Source organism: Streptomyces sp. NPDC101160 (assembly GCF_044768205.1).
In the GTDB taxonomy this organism is placed as follows: Bacteria; Actinomycetota; Actinomycetes; order Streptomycetales; family Streptomycetaceae; genus Streptomyces.
The window spans coordinates 568191-585556 of record NZ_JBIWPJ010000002.1 but is presented as its reverse complement, the minus strand read 5'-3'; the positions used below and the strand labels follow the sequence as shown (position 1 = coordinate 585556).

General features: G+C 73.2%; 14 protein-coding genes and 1 pseudogene. 5 read left to right on the top strand and 10 right to left on the bottom strand.

The window, feature by feature from the left end; translation table 11 throughout:
- Positions 1-22: 22 nt before the first annotated feature.
- The 6 genes and pseudogenes from ACIRSU_RS08170 to ACIRSU_RS08145 all read right to left on the bottom strand — a co-directional run bounded on the left by ACIRSU_RS08170 (position 23) and on the right by ACIRSU_RS08145 (position 6486).
- Positions 23-1231 (bottom strand): MFS transporter, encoded by a 1209-nt coding sequence (locus tag ACIRSU_RS08170; RefSeq protein ID WP_403789896.1) that lies wholly within the window; start codon positions 1229-1231, stop codon positions 23-25.
- A 165-nt stretch (positions 1232-1396) separates the two neighbouring features.
- Complete coding sequence (pntB, locus tag ACIRSU_RS08165; protein ID WP_403789895.1) at positions 1397-2815, bottom strand: Re/Si-specific NAD(P)(+) transhydrogenase subunit beta; 1419 nt, start codon at positions 2813-2815, stop codon at positions 1397-1399.
- 1 nt (position 2816) lies between these two features.
- Positions 2817-4343: a Re/Si-specific NAD(P)(+) transhydrogenase subunit alpha gene (locus tag ACIRSU_RS08160; protein WP_403789894.1), complete on the bottom strand. Its 1527-nt coding sequence runs from the start codon at positions 4341-4343 to the stop codon at positions 2817-2819.
- A gap of 175 nt (positions 4344-4518) precedes the next feature.
- Positions 4519-4674 (bottom strand): acyl-CoA dehydrogenase family protein, encoded by a 156-nt coding sequence (locus tag ACIRSU_RS08155; protein WP_403789893.1) that lies wholly within the window; start codon positions 4672-4674, stop codon positions 4519-4521.
- 238 nt (positions 4675-4912) lie between these two features.
- Positions 4913-5047: pseudogene (locus ACIRSU_RS08150) on the bottom strand (TetR/AcrR family transcriptional regulator); the annotation flags it as partial.
- A 416-nt stretch (positions 5048-5463) separates the two neighbouring features.
- Positions 5464-6486 carry a GlxA family transcriptional regulator gene (locus ACIRSU_RS08145; RefSeq protein WP_403789892.1) on the bottom strand — a complete coding sequence of 341 codons (1023 nt, stop codon included), beginning with the start codon at positions 6484-6486 and terminating at the stop codon, positions 5464-5466.
- A gap of 101 nt (positions 6487-6587) precedes the next feature.
- Between ACIRSU_RS08145 and ACIRSU_RS08140 the strand changes: the two genes are divergently transcribed.
- From ACIRSU_RS08140 to lanL, 4 genes are all read left to right on the top strand, one after another.
- A complete protein-coding gene (locus ACIRSU_RS08140) occupies positions 6588-7532 on the top strand; it encodes an NADP-dependent oxidoreductase (protein WP_403789891.1) in 945 nt (314 codons plus the stop codon).
- 124 nt (positions 7533-7656) lie between these two features.
- Positions 7657-9045, top strand: a complete 1389-nt coding sequence (locus ACIRSU_RS08135; protein WP_403789890.1) for an MFS transporter — start codon at positions 7657-7659, stop codon at positions 9043-9045.
- Positions 9046-9203: 158 nt separating this feature from the next.
- Positions 9204-9386 carry an SflA family class IV lanthipeptide gene (locus ACIRSU_RS08130; protein ID WP_388858056.1) on the top strand — a complete coding sequence of 61 codons (183 nt, stop codon included), beginning with the start codon at positions 9204-9206 and terminating at the stop codon, positions 9384-9386.
- Positions 9387-9388: 2 nt separating this feature from the next.
- On the top strand, positions 9389-12067 hold the full coding sequence (lanL, locus tag ACIRSU_RS08125; RefSeq protein ID WP_403789889.1) for a class IV lanthionine synthetase LanL: 2679 nt from the start codon (positions 9389-9391) through the stop codon (positions 12065-12067).
- Positions 12068-12681: 614 nt separating this feature from the next.
- On the opposite strand, the gene ACIRSU_RS08120 is transcribed toward lanL, so the two are convergent.
- The 4 genes from ACIRSU_RS08120 to ACIRSU_RS08105 all read right to left on the bottom strand — a co-directional run bounded on the left by ACIRSU_RS08120 (position 12682) and on the right by ACIRSU_RS08105 (position 16369).
- Entirely contained in the window at positions 12682-13542 is an 861-nt protein-coding gene (locus ACIRSU_RS08120) for a ketose-bisphosphate aldolase (RefSeq protein WP_403789888.1), read from the bottom strand.
- Between the two features lie 9 nt (positions 13543-13551).
- Positions 13552-14478 carry a 1-phosphofructokinase family hexose kinase gene (locus ACIRSU_RS08115; RefSeq protein ID WP_403789887.1) on the bottom strand — a complete coding sequence of 309 codons (927 nt, stop codon included), beginning with the start codon at positions 14476-14478 and terminating at the stop codon, positions 13552-13554.
- The gene (locus tag ACIRSU_RS08110; RefSeq protein WP_403789886.1) at positions 14475-15416 is read right to left on the bottom strand and encodes an ROK family protein; all 942 of its coding nucleotides are present in this window, start codon (positions 15414-15416) and stop codon (positions 14475-14477) included. The genes ACIRSU_RS08115 and ACIRSU_RS08110 overlap by 4 nt, the downstream gene beginning before the upstream one ends.
- Before the next feature lie 80 nt (positions 15417-15496).
- A complete protein-coding gene (locus ACIRSU_RS08105) occupies positions 15497-16369 on the bottom strand; it encodes an SIS domain-containing protein (protein WP_403789885.1) in 873 nt (290 codons plus the stop codon).
- A 193-nt stretch (positions 16370-16562) separates the two neighbouring features.
- Between ACIRSU_RS08105 and ACIRSU_RS08100 the strand changes: the two genes are divergently transcribed.
- The gene (locus tag ACIRSU_RS08100; protein WP_403789884.1) at positions 16563-17348 is read left to right on the top strand and encodes a DeoR/GlpR family DNA-binding transcription regulator; all 786 of its coding nucleotides are present in this window, start codon (positions 16563-16565) and stop codon (positions 17346-17348) included.
- Positions 17349-17366: the final 18 nt, after the last annotated feature.

Here is a 17366-nt window from a genome sequence, read left to right as displayed (position 1 = left end):
GCCGTGAGCCGCCGGACAGTCCCTAGCCCTTCCGGTCCGGGTCGGTGGCCGGCAGGCGCGCCCGTGTGAGCAGATAGGCGGCGGCGGACGCCACGAGCACCAGCATGCAGGCGATGAACACCAGGCCCGCGCCTTCCAGGCCCATCGGCTCCGCCACCAGGCCGACGCCGATCACCGGAATCGAGATGCCCGTGTACGCGACCACGAACAGGGACGAGATGACCGCCGCGCGCTGGTCGGCCGGCGACGCCGCGGCGACGGCGGACAGCGCGGCGCGGAAGGAGAGGCCCTGCCCGGTGCCGCCGACGACGGCCGCCAGGACCACGAAGACGAACAGGTCCGTGTAGAGGGCGACGGCGAGCAGGATCAGGCCGGTGAAGAGGATGCCGCAGCCCAGCGGCAGGGAGCGCGCGGGCCCGACGCGGCCGGCCGCGACCTGGCCGCCGGTGGAGGCGAAGAAGGCGAGGGCGACGACGAGGCCGCTGACGGCGTGGTTGTCGACGTGCAGATAGCGGGCGAGGAACGCGGGGCTGACCGAGGTGAACACGCCGAACAGGGCGAAACCCGCGAAGGAGGCGACCGCCGCCGGTACGAACACCGGCCGCACCTCGGCCGGCAGGGCGGGGCGCTGCGGGCGTACGGCGCTCAGCGGCTGCCGGTCGGCCACCGTCTCGGGCAGCCACTGCAGGACGACGGCCGAGGCCGCGACCAGGCCGAGGTGCACGGCGAACGGCAGCAGCAGCGGCTCGGGCGCGTACTCGGCGAGCAGTCCCGCCAGGAGCGGGCCGCAGCCCAGGCCGCCCATGTTCGCGGCGGTCGCCACGAGCGTCGCCCGCGAGCCGCCGCCGGGCGGGGCCAGCTCCATGACGTACGCGGTGGCGGCTCCGGTGAAGAGACCGGCCGAGAGCCCGGAGAGCAGCCGGCCCGCGTACAGCCAGCCCAGCGAGTCGGCGAGCAGGAAGCAGACCGCGCTCGCCGCCGCGAACCCGAGGCCGAAACGCAGTGTGGGCCGTCGGCCGATGATGTCGGAGACGTTGCCGACGAGGACCAGCACGCCGATGACAGCGAAGGCGTACACGGCGTAGACCACCGTGACGGTGAGTTCGGAGAAGCCGAACTTCTCCTGGTAGAGGGGGTAGAGGGGGGTCGGCAGCGTGGTCCCGATCATGCACACCACGAACACCGCTCCGCCGAGCAGACACCGCAGCCACCCTCGTCGCTCACCCGCCATGCCGGCGACCGTAACCCGGCGGACCCGCACGGCCGGGCCGACACGACCGGGCCGACACGAGCGGGCCGACACGAGCGGGCCGACATGAGCGGGCGGATACGAGCGGGCGGACCCGACCGAGGGTCCCGGCCTGGTTTCAGGCCGGGACCCTCCGGCCCGTCGGGCTCAGAGCGCGCCGACGATGTCCTCGACCCGGGCCTTCGCGTCACCGAAGAGCATCGAGGTGTTCTCGCGGAAGAACAGCGGGTTCTGCACGCCCGCGTACCCGGAGGCCATCGAGCGCTTGAACACGATGACCTTGCCGGCCTCCCAGACGGTGAGCACCGGCATGCCGGCGATCGGGCTGCTGGGGTCCTCGGCCCCGGCCGGGTTGACGGTGTCGTTGGCGCCGATGACGAGGACGACGTCGGTCTCGGCGAAGTCCTCGTTGATCTCGTCCATCTCGAGCACGATGTCGTACGGCACCTTGGCCTCGGCGAGCAGCACGTTCATGTGGCCGGGCAGCCGGCCGGCGACCGGGTGGATGCCGAACCGCACGTCGACGCCCTTCGCACGCAGCTTCGAGGTGAGCTCCGCGACCGGGTACTGGGCCTGGGCGACGGCCATGCCGTAGCCGGGCGTGATGACCACGGAACGGGCCGACCCGAGCAGTTCGGCGACGCTCTCCGCGGTGATCTCCGTGTGCTCGCCGTAGTCGACGTCCGAGGAGGAGGGCGCCTCGATACCGAAGCCGCCGGCGATCACGGAGATGAACGAGCGGTTCATCGCCTTGCACATGATGTACGACAGGTAGGCACCCGAGGAGCCGACCAGCGCGCCGGTGACGATCAGCAGGTCGTTGCCGAGCAGGAAGCCGGAGGCGGCCGCGGCCCAGCCGGAGTAGCTGTTGAGCATGGAGACCACGACCGGCATGTCGCCGCCGCCGATCGAGGCCACCAGGTGCCAGCCGAGCGCGAGCGCCACGGCCGTCACCGCGATCAGCGACCACAGCGCGGGCGAGACGACGAACCACACGGTCAGGGCGACGAACAGGCCCAGCGCGCCGAGGTTCAGGGCGTTCTTGCCCGGCAGGACCAGCGGCTTGGAGTTGATCTTCGCGGAGAGCTTCAGGTTCGCCACGATCGATCCGGTGAACGTCACCGCGCCGATGAACACGCCGATGAAGACCTCGGCGTGGTGGATGCCGAGCGTGCCGACCGCGTCCAGGGCCCTGGCCTCGGGGCCGTCCGGGTGGTTCTCGACGTTCAGGAAGCCGTTCCAGCTGACGAGGACGGCCGCCAGACCGACGAAGGAGTGCAGCAGCGCGATGAGTTCGGGCATGCCGGTCATCTCGACGCCGCGGGCGCGCTGCAGGCCGATCAGCGCGCCGATGAGCATCGCCAGGAGCATCAGGCCGAGTCCGGCGGCGTCGATGTCGCCGTCGGCCGCGAGCACGATCGTCGCGACGAGCGCCACGCCCATGCCGAGCATGCCGAAGGCGTTGCCGAGCCGTGCCGACTCGTGCTTGGAGAGTCCTGCCAGCGCGAGGATGAACAGCAGCGCGGCAACGAGGTAGGCCGCCTGTGCGGCAAGAGTCGCAGACATGTCAGCTCCGGTTGAACATGGCGAGCATGCGACGCGTCACCGCGAAGCCGCCGAAGACGTTGATACTGGCCAGGAGGATCGCCACGCACGACAGCACCGTGACCGTCGTGCTCGTCTGCCCGATCTGCAGCAGCGCGCCGACGACGATGATCCCGGAGATCGCGTTGGTCACCGACATCAGCGGTGTGTGCAGGGCGTGGTGCACATGGCCGATCACGTAGTAGCCGATCACGATCGCGAGCACGAAGACCGTGACATGGGGCAGCAGCGCCGCCGGCGCGAACCCGGCGGTGAGGAAGAGCGCCAGCGCGCCGAGGGCGACGGCGCCGAACCTCTGCTTCGCCGACATCGGCGCCTTCTTCGGCGCGGGCGCCGTCGCGGCAGCGGGGGCCGCCGGGGCCGGGGCCGCGGAGACCTGGACCGGCGGGGGCGGCCAGGCGAGCTCGCCCTTGCGGACCACGGTGATCGAGCGCTGCACCGGGTCGTCCCAGTCGAGGACCAGCTGCGCGTCCTTGCCCGGTGTCATCAGCTTGAGCAGGTTCACCAGGTTCGTGCCGTAGAGCTGCGAGGACTGCGCGGGGAGCCGGCCCGCGAGATCGGTGTAGCCGATGATCGTCACGCCGTTGTCGGTGACGACCTTCTCGCCCTTCACGGTGCCGACGACGTTGCCACCGTTGGCGGCGGCCATGTCGACGATCACCGAGCCGGGCTTCATGCTCGCGACCATCTCCGCCGTGATCAGCGTCGGCGCGGGGCGTCCCGGGATCAGCGCGGTGGTGATGACGATGTCGACGTCACGGCACTGCGCGCCGTAGAGCTCGGCCTCGCGGGCCTTGTAGTCGTCGCCCATCTCCTTGGCGTAGCCCGTCTTCGAGACCTCCACCTCCGGGGACTCGATCGACAGGTACTCGCCGCCCAGCGACCTGACCTGATCGGCCACCTCGGGCCGCGGGTCGGTCGCCCGCACCATCGCACCGAGCGACCCGGCCGCACCGATCGCCGCGAGACCCGCGACGCCCGCGCCCGCGACGAGCACCTTCGCCGGCGGCACCTTGCCCGCGGCCGTCACCTGGCCGGTGAAGAACCGCCCGAACGCGTGCGCCGCCTCGACCACGGCCCGGTAGCCGGCGATGTTCGCCATCGACGACAGCACGTCCATCGACTGGGCCCGGCTGATGCGCGGTACGGCGTCCATCGAGAGCGCCGTGAAGGGGCGGCGGCCGAGCTCCTCGACCATGGCCGGGTCGAACGCGGGCGCGAACAGCGCGATCACGGTCGCCTCGGGCCGCACCCGGTCGAGCTGCGCGGGGGTCGGGGCGTTCACCCCCAGGACCACGTCGGCGGCCGCCGCGTCGCCGATGGTCGCACCGGCGGCCTCGTAGGCGCTGTCGGTGAAGCCGGCCGCGACGCCCGCGCCGGAGTCGACGACCACGTCGTATCCGAGTTTGCGGATCGGTTCGATCGTGGCCGGCGTGGCCGAGACGCGGTTCTCACCTGCCCGCGCTTCCTTGAGGACTCCGACAATCACGTGTGTTCTCCGTTCGCTGCTCTGGCCGTCAACGGCGTGTTCTCAACACGATCAGAAGTCCGCCCGCCCAAGACCCGGACCACGCCGCACAGCTTGACCGCCGAGGGCTCTCGCTGAACAGCACCCACTGGTGAGGCGTACTTAACATTGCACGGTGCGGGCGCTTACCCGGTGGTCAGGACTCGCGCACGGTGCGCTGACGTCGCAGCTCGCTCTTGGCCGGCGCGTTCTTGTGGACCTCGTCCGGGCCGTCGGCGAACCGGAGGGTCCGGATGTGGGCGTACATCCCGGCCGGCGGGAAGTCCTGGGACAGCCCGCCGGCGCCGTGCACCTCGGACCCCGTCGACGGTGCAGTGGATCCTGTTATGTCGTGTCGACAAACGTCGGAGGATGTTCAGCGCGCCGCGGCGGCGCCGCTCGCGAACGCGGCGCCCGCCCGCCGTCAGCGGGAGCTGATGCCCGCGATGAACAGGTCGGCGAACGTACGGGCCACCTCGGCGGCCGAGGCCTCGCCCCCCGTCACGCCACCACATCGGGAGGTGGTGGACCGAACCGAAGCAGTAGTCGACGGCCGGCTCCGCGCTGACGTCGTCGCGGAACACGCCCTCGCGCTGCCCCTCGATGACGAGGGCCCGGAAGGTCTCGTGGTAGCGCCGGCGCTCCCGCCGCACCTGGCGCTGGTTCTCCTCGGCGAGCTGGTGCAGCGACCGGAAGAAGATCGTGGTGCTCTCGATGTTCTCGATCGGATCGTCGTCACCACGACGTCGGTCACCGCCGCGTGGACGCGCTCAGCCCTTCTCCGCGAAGAGCCGCAGGGCCGCCTCCAGCAACCGCTCGGGGGCCGTGAGGCCGTTGACGGTCGCCGGCGGCCGGCCCCTGCGACGTCCTTGCTCCGTAGACAAGCCCGGTCCTCTAGCGGCGCCGCTTCGGAGCCTTCGGGACGTACGTCTCGAGGTACGCGGTCATGAGGCGGCGCGCTTCGGCGATCGTGGCCTCTTCACCGGTCCGCGCCCGCTTGAACGCGACACCGAAGACCCGGTCGGCGGCCTCGTAGGCGACCTCGACGGCGAGCAGCGGCGTGTCGGCGGCGATCAGCTTACGGTCGAGCAGACAGCGCGCGTCACATGCGTGGGGTTCCTCGGTCGCGGCCCTGGAAGGTGCGGCGATACGCGGCGGGTGAGACGCCGATCGCCGTGGCCAGGTGCTGGCGCAGCGAGGAGGCGCTGCCGAAGCCGGCCTGCTCGGCGACGCGGTCGACCGGCAGGTCGCTGGACTCCAGGAGTGTGCGGGCGAGTTCGAGGCGCTGGGCGGTGAGCCACTGGCCGGGGGTCTGGCCGGTCTCGGCGAGGAAACGACGACTGAAGGTACGCACGCTCATGCCCGCCCGGTCGGCCAACTGGGCGAGCTGGAGGGGCTGATGGAGCTGCCGGAGGGCCCACTCCCGGGCCCCGGCGGTGTCGCTGCCGGTCGCGTCGGGGACGGGCCGGGCGATGTACTGGGCCTGTCCGCCGTCGCGCCAGGGCGGAACGACGCAGAGGCGGGCGACCCGGTTGGCGGTCTCGCTGCCGTGGTCGTGGCGGATCAGGTGCAGGCAGAGGTCCATCCCGGCGGCGGCGCCGGCCGAGGTGAGGACGTCGCCGTCGTCCACGTAGAGGACGTCGGGGTCGAGCGGGGTCCTCGGGAACAGTTCGCGGAACCGCTCGGCGTACATCCAGTGCGTGGTGGCGGGCCGGCCGTCGAGCAGCCCGGCGGCGGCGAGGACGAAGGAGGCCGTGCAGATCGACACCAGCCGGGTGCCGGGCCTGAGCCGGTCCAGGGCCGCGGCGACCGGCTCGGGGAGCGGGTCGCCGGCGCTCACCGGATCGCCGATGGGCGCCACGATCAGGGTGTCGGCGGTCGCGATCACGCTCGCGTCGTGTTCGACGGCTATCGAGAAGTCCTCGCTCGTGCGCACCGGCCGGCCGTCCAGGGTGCAGGTGACGACCTCGTAGAGCCGCTCGCCGGCCGGGCCGCGGGCGAGGCCGAACGCCTTGGCGGGGATGCCCAGTTCGTAGGGGACGACACCCGGGAGGGCGAGGACGACGACACGGTGCACGGCTTTCGGCGCGGCGTTCCGCACGGCTTTCTCCTTCGCTCGCTGCATGGCCAGATTCTCTCACTTGTTGGCAATCTGGCCACTCGTTTCGGGTGTTCGGCGACACCAGGCTGGTGGTCGACCGCGAACGAGACGAGGAGTGAATCCGCATGGCGGAGAAGATGCTGGCCGTCGCCTACGAGGAGCCGGGCGGGCCGGAGGTGCTGAAGGTCGTGGAACGGGAGCGGCCGGTGCCCGGTCCGACGGAGATCCTGGTGCGGGTGCGCGCCGCGGGCGTCAACCCGGTGGACTGGAAGACCCGGGCGGCCGGCACCCTGTACGTCCCCGGTGACGGCGTCGTGGGGTGGGACGTGTCGGGTGTGGTGGAGGCCGTCAGCCGCGGCGTGACGCTCTTCCGGCCGGGCGACGAGGTGTACGGCATGCCGGGATTTCCGCGCATGGTCGGCGGCTACGCGCAGTACGTGGCCGCTCCGGCACGGCACTTCGCCCCCAAGCCGGCCGGGCTCGACCACGTACACGCGGCAGCCCTGCCGCTGGCCGCGCTGACGGCGTGGCAGGCCCTGGTGGACACGGCGGCCCTGCGGGCGGGGCAGCGGGTCCTGGTGCACGCGGCCGCGGGTGGGGTGGGGCACCTGGCGGTGCAGATCGCCAAGGCGTACGGCGCGTACGTCATCGGCACGGCCCGCGCGGGCAAGCACGGGTTCGTGCGGGGGCTCGGCGCGGACGAGGTGATCGACTACACGGCGGTCGACTTCGCCTCGGTCGTCTCCGACGTGGACGTGGTGATCGACCCGATCGCCGGGGACTACCAGGAGCGTTCGCTGTCGGTGCTGCGGGACGGCGGCACGCTGGTCACCCTGCCGGCACGCGAGACCGAGGCGCTCGCCGCGGCCGCGGCCGCGCGCTCCGTCCGCTCGGGCTTCATGCTGGTCGAGCCGGACCGGAGAGCGCTTCTGGCCATTACGGAGTTGGTCGAGACCGGCAGGCTGAAGGTCCACGTCGACGCCGTCCTCCCGCTCGCGGACGCCGCCGAGGCCCACCGGCTCGGTGAAACCGGCAGGACCACGGGGAAGTTGGTGCTCCTGGTCGACTGACGGAACGTCATCGCAGCACAGAATCACCGGACTCCGACGCACACAGAGGTCTCTTGTCGTGTCACGTATTCAGCAGTCGGCGAGCCCGCCGGCGACAGTCGCGAAGGCCGACTCCGTTCCGTGGATGACGACGACCGTCGTCCTGACCGCCCTCTTCATGGCCGTCCTCGACTCCTTCATCGTGGTGGTCGCGGGCCCCGCGATCGAAGCGGATCTGCGCGCCTCCGCCGGCGACGTCCAGTGGATCCTGGCGGGTTACCAGCTGAGTTACGCGGTCTTCATCATCACCGCCACCCGCCTGGCCGACCTGTACGGCCGCAAGCGGATCTTCCTTCTCGGCGTGGCCCTGTTCACCCTGGCATCGGTCGCCTGCGCGCTCTCGCCGAACGCGGGCAGCCTCATCGCCGCGCGTGTCGTCCAGGGCCTGGGAGCGGCCCTGATGGTGCCCCAGGTGTTCGCGTACGTCACGGTGCTCGTGCCGGCGGCGCGGCGGCACAGCGTGTACGGGGCGGTCGGCATCGTCATGGGCGCGGCCACCATCGGCGGACAGCTCGTCGGTGGACTGCTCATCGGCGCCGACCTGTTCGGCGCCGGCTGGCGCATGGTTTTCTGGGTGAACGCGCCGATCGGAGTCGCCCTGTTCCTGCTCGCCCTGCGGCACGTGCCGGCGACGGGTTCCGCCGCCGGCCGCACGCTGGACCTGCCCGGGGTGTTGGTGCTCAGCGCGGCTCTCTTCCTCCTCGTGCTGCCGCTGATCCAGGGGCAGGAGGCGGGCTGGCCGTGGTGGGTGTGGGCCTGCTTCGCGGGCAGCGCGGTCGCGTTCGGCCTGTTCGTCGCGGTCGAGCGGAGGCTGGAACGGCGCGGCGGGGATCCGCTCGTACCGCTCACGCTCTTCCGGCAGCGTTCGTTCGCGCTCGGAATCGTCCTCGTCCTCGCCCTGTACGCGCTGATCTACTCGTACTACCTGGCCCTGTCGGTGACGATGCAGCAGGGCCTCGGCATGTCGGCGCTGGGCGCGGGCCTCGTCCAGGCACCGGCCGCCATCGCGTTCTTCGTGTTCAGCATGGTCGCGAGCCGGACCGTCCCGACGTACGGACGCCGGGTCCTCGAGATCGGCGCGGTCGTCCTGGCGAGCGGCTATCTGGCGACCGGCCTCCTGCTGGTGTCCGGGCCCCGGATCACGCCGCTGCTGGTGATTCCCACCCTCGTTCTGCAAAGCGTCGGCGGCGGACTGGTCATCACTCCGGCGCTCAACACGGTGCTGAGCCGCGTCGAACCGGAGTCGGCCGGCGTCGCCTCGGGGGTCCTGTCCACGGCCCAGCAGTGCGGCGGCGCGCTCGGCGTCGCGGTGGTCGGAGCGGTCTTCTTCGGCTCGTTCCGTCCTGAGGCGGTCGGCAGGGTCGCCGCCGCCGGCCACGCCTTCGCCGTCGCCTCCTTCGCCGTGTTCGTCATCGCCGTCGTCGCGGGAGTCGTCGTCTTCCTGCTGCCGAAGGCGCCGACGACCCGGACGTGACCGCGGGGATCGACGGTCCGAGAAGTGCCACCTGACCCCTTGTCAGTGGGTTCGCCCCCTCCCTACCTTTGTCCAGCGAGTTCTCGGCTCAGCGGGCCCACCGGCCCGTCTGGGCCGTTTCCTGCACTTCAGCGCACGACAAGACATGGAGGCGTCACATGCCCGTAGCCGTGCCCGAACTTCTGGAAGTCGACGGAATCCGCGACGCGGGTCCGCTGGAGATCGACGACGAGGCGATCGCGTTCGAGGACGACGACCGCAGCGACCGTGAGTACACGGCGTGTCTCGCCGACCCCTGGGTGACCGCCACCACCCGCTTCGCCTGTGACCTGAACTCGTAGCGGTGGCCGTCTCCATCGCCGGCCGCAGCGGTTGGTCCGACGACACCTGGTCGTACCTGAACGATCCGCGGATGCCGGCGATGGAACACGGCTGGAAACTGCACGTCTCGGCGCGCCCCGGCAACCTCGACGCCGTGACCCGGCTCGTCCTGCCGGTGCTGGCCCGGCACGTCTGCCACGCGAAGTTCGCCCGGGACCCGGAGACGCTGCGCCGCCTCAACTCCGGGGTGGTGAGCGCCGGAGCCGTCGGCAAGGCGATCACCGTCTACCCGGCGGCCGGCACCGTGGTCGAGGTCGCCCGGGAACTCGCCGCCGTACTGCGTGACCAGGAGGGCCCGCAGGTCGTCAGCGACCGGCGGGTCGACCCGAGGGCGCCGGTCTACTACCGCTACGGCCCCTTCACCGGTGACTACCGGACCGGCCGGAGCGGACGGCTCGAATCCGTGATGACCGGGCCGGACGGGCAGATTTTCGACGGCCTCGCCGTCGGCCGCTACCGGTGCCCGCCGTGGGCCGAGGACCCGTTCACGACCTGCACGGGCCCCGGTGTCGGCCCCGGTGCCGGTGCCGAGCCGTCCGCGGCCGGCTTCGGCGGCGGACGCTACAAGGTCACCGCCGGCATCGCGCGCGCACCCGGAGGCAACGTCTACCGCGCGGTCGACCGCACGCTCGGGCGGCCGGTGGTGGTCAAACAGGCGAGGGCCTTCGTCGGCGAGGACGAGTCCGGTACGGACGCCCGCCACCGGTTGCGCAACGAGCGCACGGTCCTCGCCGCGCTCGACGGCGTCACGGGCGTGCCCCGCGCGCTCGACTACTTCGCTCACCGGTCGGACGAGTACCTGGTGCTGACCAGCTGCGGCGACCGGGACCTGCGCAGGGAGGTCCTGCGGAACGGCCCCTACCAGAACGGCCCTTACGGAGACGGCCCTCACGGGGACAGATCCGCCCCGGACGACGGCACCCGGCCGGCGCGCGCGCTGTCCGACCTCGCCTCCCGGCTGCTGCGCGTCCTGGACGCGATCCACGGCCGGAACGTGGTCGTCCGCGACCTCAAGCCCGACAACGTCGTGCTCGACGAATCGGGCCCCGGCCACTGCCACCTGATCGACTTCGGGATCAGCGAGCGGGACGGCGCCGGCCCGGGCGGGGCGACCCCCGGATACAGCGAGCCGGTTCTGCGCGCGACCGGCCCGGCCGCCCCCGCCGACGACTACTACTCCCTCGGCGCGACCCTCTACTTCGCCGCCACCGGCATGGACCCGGTGATCGTCGACACCGGCCACGAGGTCAACCGGGACCGGACCCTGGCCTGTCTGGCCTGGGCGCTGCCCGGGCCCGCCCACCGGGAGATCCGGGCGGCGATCACCGGCCTCCTGAGCTTCGACCCGGCCGTCCGCACCGCCGCCGCCGACCGTCTGCGCACCGGCACGGACACGGGCGCGGGCGCGGGCACAGGCGCCGGAACGGACACAGGCGCGGACACGGGCGCGGACACCGGCCGGGCCGCGAGCGCACGCCGGCCCGCGCGCGCCCGGATCGACAACGACCTGCTGGACGAGATCATCGAGCACACGACCGCGTACTGCGTCGGTGAGGCGCAGGCGATCGTGGATCCGGTACGGGCCGCGCAGCGGAACGTCCCCACCTCGATCGACGTGTACGGCGGCAGTTCGGGGCTCGGCCTCGAACTCCTCCACCACGCGCACCGGCCCCATGTGCGCCCCGCTGTCGCGGAGTTGGCGCGGTGGACGGCGGAACAGTCCAGAAACCTGCCACCCGGCTTCTACACGGGGCGCACCGGCGTCGAACTCTTCCTCGCCGAGGCGGGATGGGAGGCGCGGCCGGACGCGGTCGCGCGGGTCGGGTACCCCGTCCTGCCGGAGCGCGCGCCCGACGGCGGGCCTCCGGAGGCGGACCTGATCGCGGGCGCCGCCGGAATCGGACTCGGCCGGCTGCTGCTCGCCCGGCACGCCCTCCGGGCCGGCGACCGGGACGCCGCGGACCGGCACCTCGCCGTCGCCGCCGGCTGCGACCGGATGCTGGCGTCGGGCACCGCCCGGCTGGCCCCGACCGGTCCGGACACCGCCGGCACCGCCGCCCTCCGCGAGGGCATTGCGCACGGCGAGGCGGGCGTCGCCTGCTTCCTGCTCGAGTACGGCGGCGAGACCGGCGACCCGGACGCGATCAGCCGCTCCGCGAAGGCCGCCGCGCGGCTGGCCGCAGTGACGCCGGACATCATCGCGGCGGCCGCCGCACCGGGGGCGACCCGCCGCTACGGCTCGTGGTGCCGGGGCCTGGCCGGCATCGGGACCGTACTCCTCCGGGCCGCCGAACGCCTCGACGAGCCCGGATACCTCGACCTCGCCCGGCGGACCGCACGCGCCTGCGCCGCGCTGGCACCGCGGATGCCGCTGGTCACGCAGTGCTGCGGACTGGCCGGAGTAGGCGAGCTCATGGTGGACGTCGCGGCGGCGACCGGGTCCGAGGAGTTCCGGGAGGCGGCCGAAACCGTCGCCCTGATCGTCCTGAGCCGCAGCGGCGGCACCTGGTCCCGGCCCGTGTTCCCGGACACCGGTCTCGCCCGGCCGAGCGCCACCTGGGCCGGCGGCTCCGCGGGCGTGCTGGCCTTCTTCCGGCGCCTGCGCACCGGGGGCGGCCCGCGGCTCGGCCTCCTCGCCTGACCGCGCCCCCCGCCGTCGCGGTCCACGCCCCCCCAGGACAACCCGGCGAGCGCGAGGCGCTGTGGCGGCGGCCCCGGGCCACCGGCCGAGAACGCCGCGCCTCCCGGCCGGCCCCTGGACGCACTCGGCTGGCCCTGGGCACTCGCGCCGCGCTGGACGTACTCACCCAGCCCGCTGGACGCAATCGGCCGACCTCTGGGACACACTCGCCCGCCGCTGGACGCAATCGGCCGCCCCGTGGACACTCGTCGGCCGCTGCTGGACTCACTCGGCCGGCCCCTGGACACTCGTCGGCCGCTCGACGCAGTCGGTCGGCGCCTGGACACACTCGCGGGCCGCTGGACACCCTCGGCCGGCCCCTGGACGTAGCCGGCCGGCTGGTGGACGCACTCGGCCGGCCCCTAGACGCACTCACCGACCGCTCGACGCACTCGGCCAGCCCGTAGACGCACTCGCCCCGACCGCTCGACGCCCTCGGCCGGCCCGTAGACGCACTCGCCGGCTGCTGGACGCCCCCCTCGTCGCGTCCACCAGCCGGCCGGTTCGGGACCGGTCGAGTGCGGTCCTCGCGACGCCGGGGCGGGGTCGGCCGGCGTCTGCTCCGCCCCGGCTCGTCAGCGGGCCGGCGCCACCGACGCGGCCGGAGCCCTGAGTACGCCGAGCAGCCGCGTCACCTCCTCGGCCATCGCGGTGCGGCCGGCGCCGAGGTAGCGGCGGGTGTCGACGAGCGACGGGTCGCCGTCGAGCACCTCGCGGGCGGCCAGGGTGAAGACCCGGTTCAGGTGCGTCGCGAGGTTGACCTTGGTCATGCCGTGGTCGACCGCCGCCGTGAGCACGTCGTCCGCGACGCCGGAGGAGCCGTGCAGGACCAGCGGTACGGGGACGGCTTCGCGCAGTGCGCGGATCAGGGCGAGGTCCAGTGCCGCGTCCCGGGTGAGCATGGCGTGGGAGCTGCCCACGGCCACCGCGAGCGCGTCCACTCCGGTGGCGGCGACGAAGGCGGCGGCCTCCGCCGGGTCGGTGCGGGCGCCGGGGGCGTGCACGCCGTCCTTGCCGCCGACCTCGCCGAGTTCGGCCTCCACCCAGACCCCGGCCGCGTGGCAGTGGGCGGTGATCGCCCCGGTGGCGCGGAGGTTCTCCTCGTACGGGAGGACCGAGGCGTCGTACATGACCGACGTGAAGCCGAGCTCGACGGCCTCGTGCACCAGGTCGTCGTCGGTCGCGTGGTCGAGGTGGACCGCGACCGGGACCCGGGCGGCACGGGCCACGGCAAGCGTGGCCAGGCCGATGGCCCGCAGACCGCCGTGGTAGCGGGCCGCGTTCTCGCTGATCTGGAGGATCACCGGCGCACCGGCCTCCTCCGCGCCGGCCACGATCGCCTGGGCGTGTTCGAGCTGGATGACGTTGAAGGCACCCACGCCGTGTCCGGCGTGCGCGGCGGGGGCGACGATGTCCCCGGTACCTGCGAGAGGCATGACGGTTCCTTACGAGTGGGGCGGGAGGGGCTGGACGTCCACCGCGCCGCGCAGGCGCTGGTGGACGGTGGGGTCGAACGAGCCGGCCAGCGGGGCGGCGACGGCGGCGGCCGACAGGGCGACCGCTTCGGCGAGCCGCCGCGGCCAGGAGACGCCGGCCGCCAGGCCGCGGGCCAGGGCGGCGACCGCCGCGTCCCCGGCGCCGGTCGGGTTGCCGCGCAGCCGCTCGGGCGGGGTGGCGCGCCAGGCGCCCGAGGAGGTCACCGCGAGGAGGCCGTCCGGGCCGAGGGAGGCGACCACGGCTTCGGCGCCGGCGGCGCGCAGCGCCTCCGCCGCCCGCCGCGGGTCCGGTTCACCGGTGGCCTCGGCCAGTTCGTCCGCGTTCGGTTTGACGAGGGCGGGGCCTGCCGGAAGGGCGGCGAGGAGCGCCGGGCCGCTCGTGTCCAGGATCGCCGGGACGCCCCGGGCCGTCGCGGCGCGGACGAGCGTGGCGTACGCGTCCTCGGGGAGGCCGGGCGGGAGGCTGCCGGAGAGCACGGCGACGGTGGCCCGGTCGAGGCAGGCGTCGAAGTCGGCGAGGAAGGCGCGCCACTCCTCCGGACGTACGACCGGACCCGGTTCGAGGAGCGTCGTCGTGTCGCCGGTGTGCTCGTCGACCACGGCCACCGTGCGGCGGGTCTCGCCGCCGATGGGCGTGAGCCGCTCGGGCAGGTCCGCCTGGGAGAGCTCGCGGCGTACCGCCTCACCGGTCGGCCCGCCGGCCAGGCCGGTGACGAGCGTGAGCAGGCCCAGGGTGTGCAGGACCCGGGACACGTTGACGCCCTTGCCGCCCGCCCGGGCGCCGACGTCGCGGACGCGGTGCGCGGAGTGCGGGCTGAGGCGGTCGACGCGGTGGGTGATGTCGAGGGCGGGGTTGAGGGTGACGGTGAGGATCACGGGCGCACCCGTGCCTGTTCGAGGAGGTCGTGCGCGAGCAGTGCCGCGCCCACGCATCCGGCCCGGTCCCCCAGCCGGGCCTCCGTGAGGTGCGGTACGGCCTGGAAGGTCAGCCGCCGGGTCAGGGCGTCGCGCAGGGGGGCCAGGTAGGCCTCGCCCGCGCGGGCCAGGCCGCCGCCGAGGACGACGCGTTCGGGGTCGTACAGCGTGACCGCGACGGCCAGGGCGTCGGCGAGCGCCTCGATCGCCTCGGTCCAGATGTCGGCGGCCACCGGGTCGCCCGTCTCGGCGCGGCGCTGGACGTCCCTGGCGCTGACGCCGTGCCAGCCGGTGGCGCGGGCGTAGCGGCGGGCGACGGCCGCGGCCGACGCCACGGTCTCCAGGCAGCCTCGGGCGCCGCAGTGGCAGCGGGCGCCGCCGGGCCGGACGACGACGTGCCCCAGCTCGCCGGCCCGGCCGTGGGCTCCAATGAGCGCGCGGCCCCGGCTGAAGGCGGCGGCGGCGATGCCGGTGCCGACCGGGACGAAGAGGAAGTCGGCGCAGCCGCGGCCGGCGCCCATCCGGGCCTCGGCCAGTCCGCCGGCGCGTACGTCGTGGCCGAACGCGACCGGCATGTCAAGGTGTTCGGCGAGCCAGTCCTGGACGGGCACGCCGCGCCAGCCGAGGTTGGCGGCGAGGACGGCGAGGCCGGACTCCTCGTCGACGATGCCGGGGACGACGATCCCGGCCGCCTGCGCGTCGGGGCAGCGCTCCACGAGTTCCGCGGCACAGGACAGGACGGTCTCCAGGACCGCCTCGGGGCCGCGGTCGGCGCGCGTGTACCAGCGGTCCGTGTGGTCGAGGGTGGTGGCGCCGTCGGTGAGGCTGCCGCCCTTGATGTAGGTGCCGCCGACGTCCAGGGCGACGACCCTCCGTGGTGCCGTCCGCGCGCTGTTCATCGTGCTCACGGTGCTCGTGTTGCTCACCGTGCTCGTGGTGCTCACCGTGCTCGTGGTGCTCGTGGTGCTCGTGGCGGTGGTCATGAGCCGGTGAGAACGATCGAGCGGGTGAGGTTGCGCGGGTGGTCCGGGTCGAGGCCGCGGCGCCCGGCGAGGGCGACGGCGAGACGCTGGGCGCGGACGAGGTCGGCGAGCGGGTCACCGGGCGACACCGTGAGGTACGCGCCGGTCGCGCGGACCTGGTCGGCGAGGCCGGCGGGCGGTTCGCCGAAGAACCACACGACGGTGCCGGGGCCGCTGACGCTGATGGGCCCGTGCCGGTACTCCATCGCCGGGTACGACTCCGTCCACGATCCGGAGGCCTCGCGCAGCTTCAGCGCCGCCTCGTGCGCCAGGCCGGTGCTCCAGCCGGTGCCGAGGAAGGTGAACTGACCGGCGCTCAGCAGCTCGTCGGGGAGCGGAGCCGCCAGCGCGTGCCGCGCCTGCCGCAGCAGGTCCTGCGGTACGGGACCGAGGCTGGCGCGCAGCAGGACCAGCGCGGTCGTGGCGAAGCGGGTCTGCACGACGGACCGCTCGTCGGCGAAGGACAGGTCGACGACGGTGTCGGCGGCGTCCTTGACGGGCGTGTCGAGGTCTCCGGTGAGCGCCACGGTCGGGGTGTCGCCGGCCCGGTGGAGCGCGTCGAGCACCTCGGTCGTGGTGCCGGAGCGGCTGATGGCCACGACCCGGTCGTAGCGGCGCGCGGCCGGGAAGTCCGCGGCGGGGAAGGCGTCGGTCTCGCCGAGCCCGGCGTCCTCACGCAGCGCGGCGTACGCCTGCGCCATGTAGAGCGAGGTGCCGCAGCCCACGACCGCGACCCGCTCGCCGGCCCGCGGCAGTCCGGCCGGACGGACGTCCAGTGCCCGAAGCCAGCAGGCGGGCTGCTCGGCTATTTCCACGTCGACGTGACTCACGGGGCCTCCTCGAAGGCGGTGTCGGCCGGTACTCCACCCAGCCGAATGACTGAAGATGATTCGTTTATAGCCTGTGCGCTCAACTTTGAGCAATGACACGCAGGATTGATCACGAAAGCGTCGAGCCGGGTTACTCTCGGCTGCGACATGTCGCGAGGCGACGTCACGACGTCACGACGTGAGGAGAACGGTGATGAGCTCGCACGAGCGGTGGACGCGGCTGCTCGACGCGCTGAGCGAGCGCGGCAGCATCGAGGTCGGCGAGGCCGCCGAACTGCTGGACGTCTCGCCCGCGACGGTCCGCCGCGACCTGGAGGAACTCTCCCGCCAGCAACTGCTCACCCGCACCCGTGGCGGCGCCGTCCTCAGCGGCGTCACCTACGACCTCCCGCTGCGCTACAAGACCGCCCGCAAGGCCGACGAGAAACAGCGCATCGCCCGCGCCGCCGCCGCGCTCATCCCGCCCGGCGCCGTCGTCGGGCTCAACGGCGGCACGACCACGTCCGAGGTCGCCCGCGAGCTCGCCACCCGCGCCGACCTCGCCGAGCACGGCGGCTCCACTGCCCTGACCATCGTCACCAACGCCGTCAACATCGCCAACGAACTGGCCGTCCGCCCGTATGTGAAGACCGTCGTGACCGGAGGCGTCGCCCGCCCCCAGTCCTACGAACTCACCGGCCCCCTCGCCGCCATGGTGCTCCAGGGGCTCTCTCTCGACTACGCCATCCTCGGCGTGAACGCGGTCGACCCCCGCTTCGGCGCCGCCACCCACGACGAGGGCGAAGCCAGCGCCAACCGCGCCATGGCCGAACGCGCCGAGAAGGTCATCGTCGTCGCCGACTCCACCAAACTCGGCCAGCGCGCCTTCGCCCGCGTCTGCACCATCCCCGAGATCCACACCCTCGTCACCGACCACGACGCCCCCGACGACCTCGTCGAACAACTCACCGCCCAGGGCGTCGACGTCCACTGCGTCTGAACGAGGGGGCCAGGACGG

What these genes read in the sequence shown, in the direction of transcription:
- ACIRSU_RS08170 (WP_403789896.1), bottom strand. Translation starts at nt 1,231, where the DNA reads ATGGCGGGTGAGCGACGAGGGTGGCTGCGGTGTCTGCTCGGCGGAGCG.
- pntB (WP_403789895.1), bottom strand. Translation starts at nt 2,815, where the DNA reads ATGTCTGCGACTCTTGCCGCACAGGCGGCCTACCTCGTTGCCGCGCTG.
- ACIRSU_RS08145 (WP_403789892.1), bottom strand. Translation starts at nt 6,486, where the DNA reads ATGCAGCGAGCGAAGGAGAAAGCCGTGCGGAACGCCGCGCCGAAAGCC.
- ACIRSU_RS08140 (WP_403789891.1), top strand. Translation starts at nt 6,588, where the DNA reads ATGGCGGAGAAGATGCTGGCCGTCGCCTACGAGGAGCCGGGCGGGCCG.
- ACIRSU_RS08135 (WP_403789890.1), top strand. Translation starts at nt 7,657, where the DNA reads ATGACGACGACCGTCGTCCTGACCGCCCTCTTCATGGCCGTCCTCGAC.
- ACIRSU_RS08130 (WP_388858056.1), top strand. Translation starts at nt 9,204, where the DNA reads ATGCCCGTAGCCGTGCCCGAACTTCTGGAAGTCGACGGAATCCGCGAC.
- ACIRSU_RS08120 (WP_403789888.1), bottom strand. Translation starts at nt 13,542, where the DNA reads ATGCCTCTCGCAGGTACCGGGGACATCGTCGCCCCCGCCGCGCACGCC.
- ACIRSU_RS08110 (WP_403789886.1), bottom strand. Translation starts at nt 15,416, where the DNA reads ATGAACAGCGCGCGGACGGCACCACGGAGGGTCGTCGCCCTGGACGTC.
- ACIRSU_RS08100 (WP_403789884.1), top strand. Translation starts at nt 16,563, where the DNA reads ATGAGCTCGCACGAGCGGTGGACGCGGCTGCTCGACGCGCTGAGCGAG.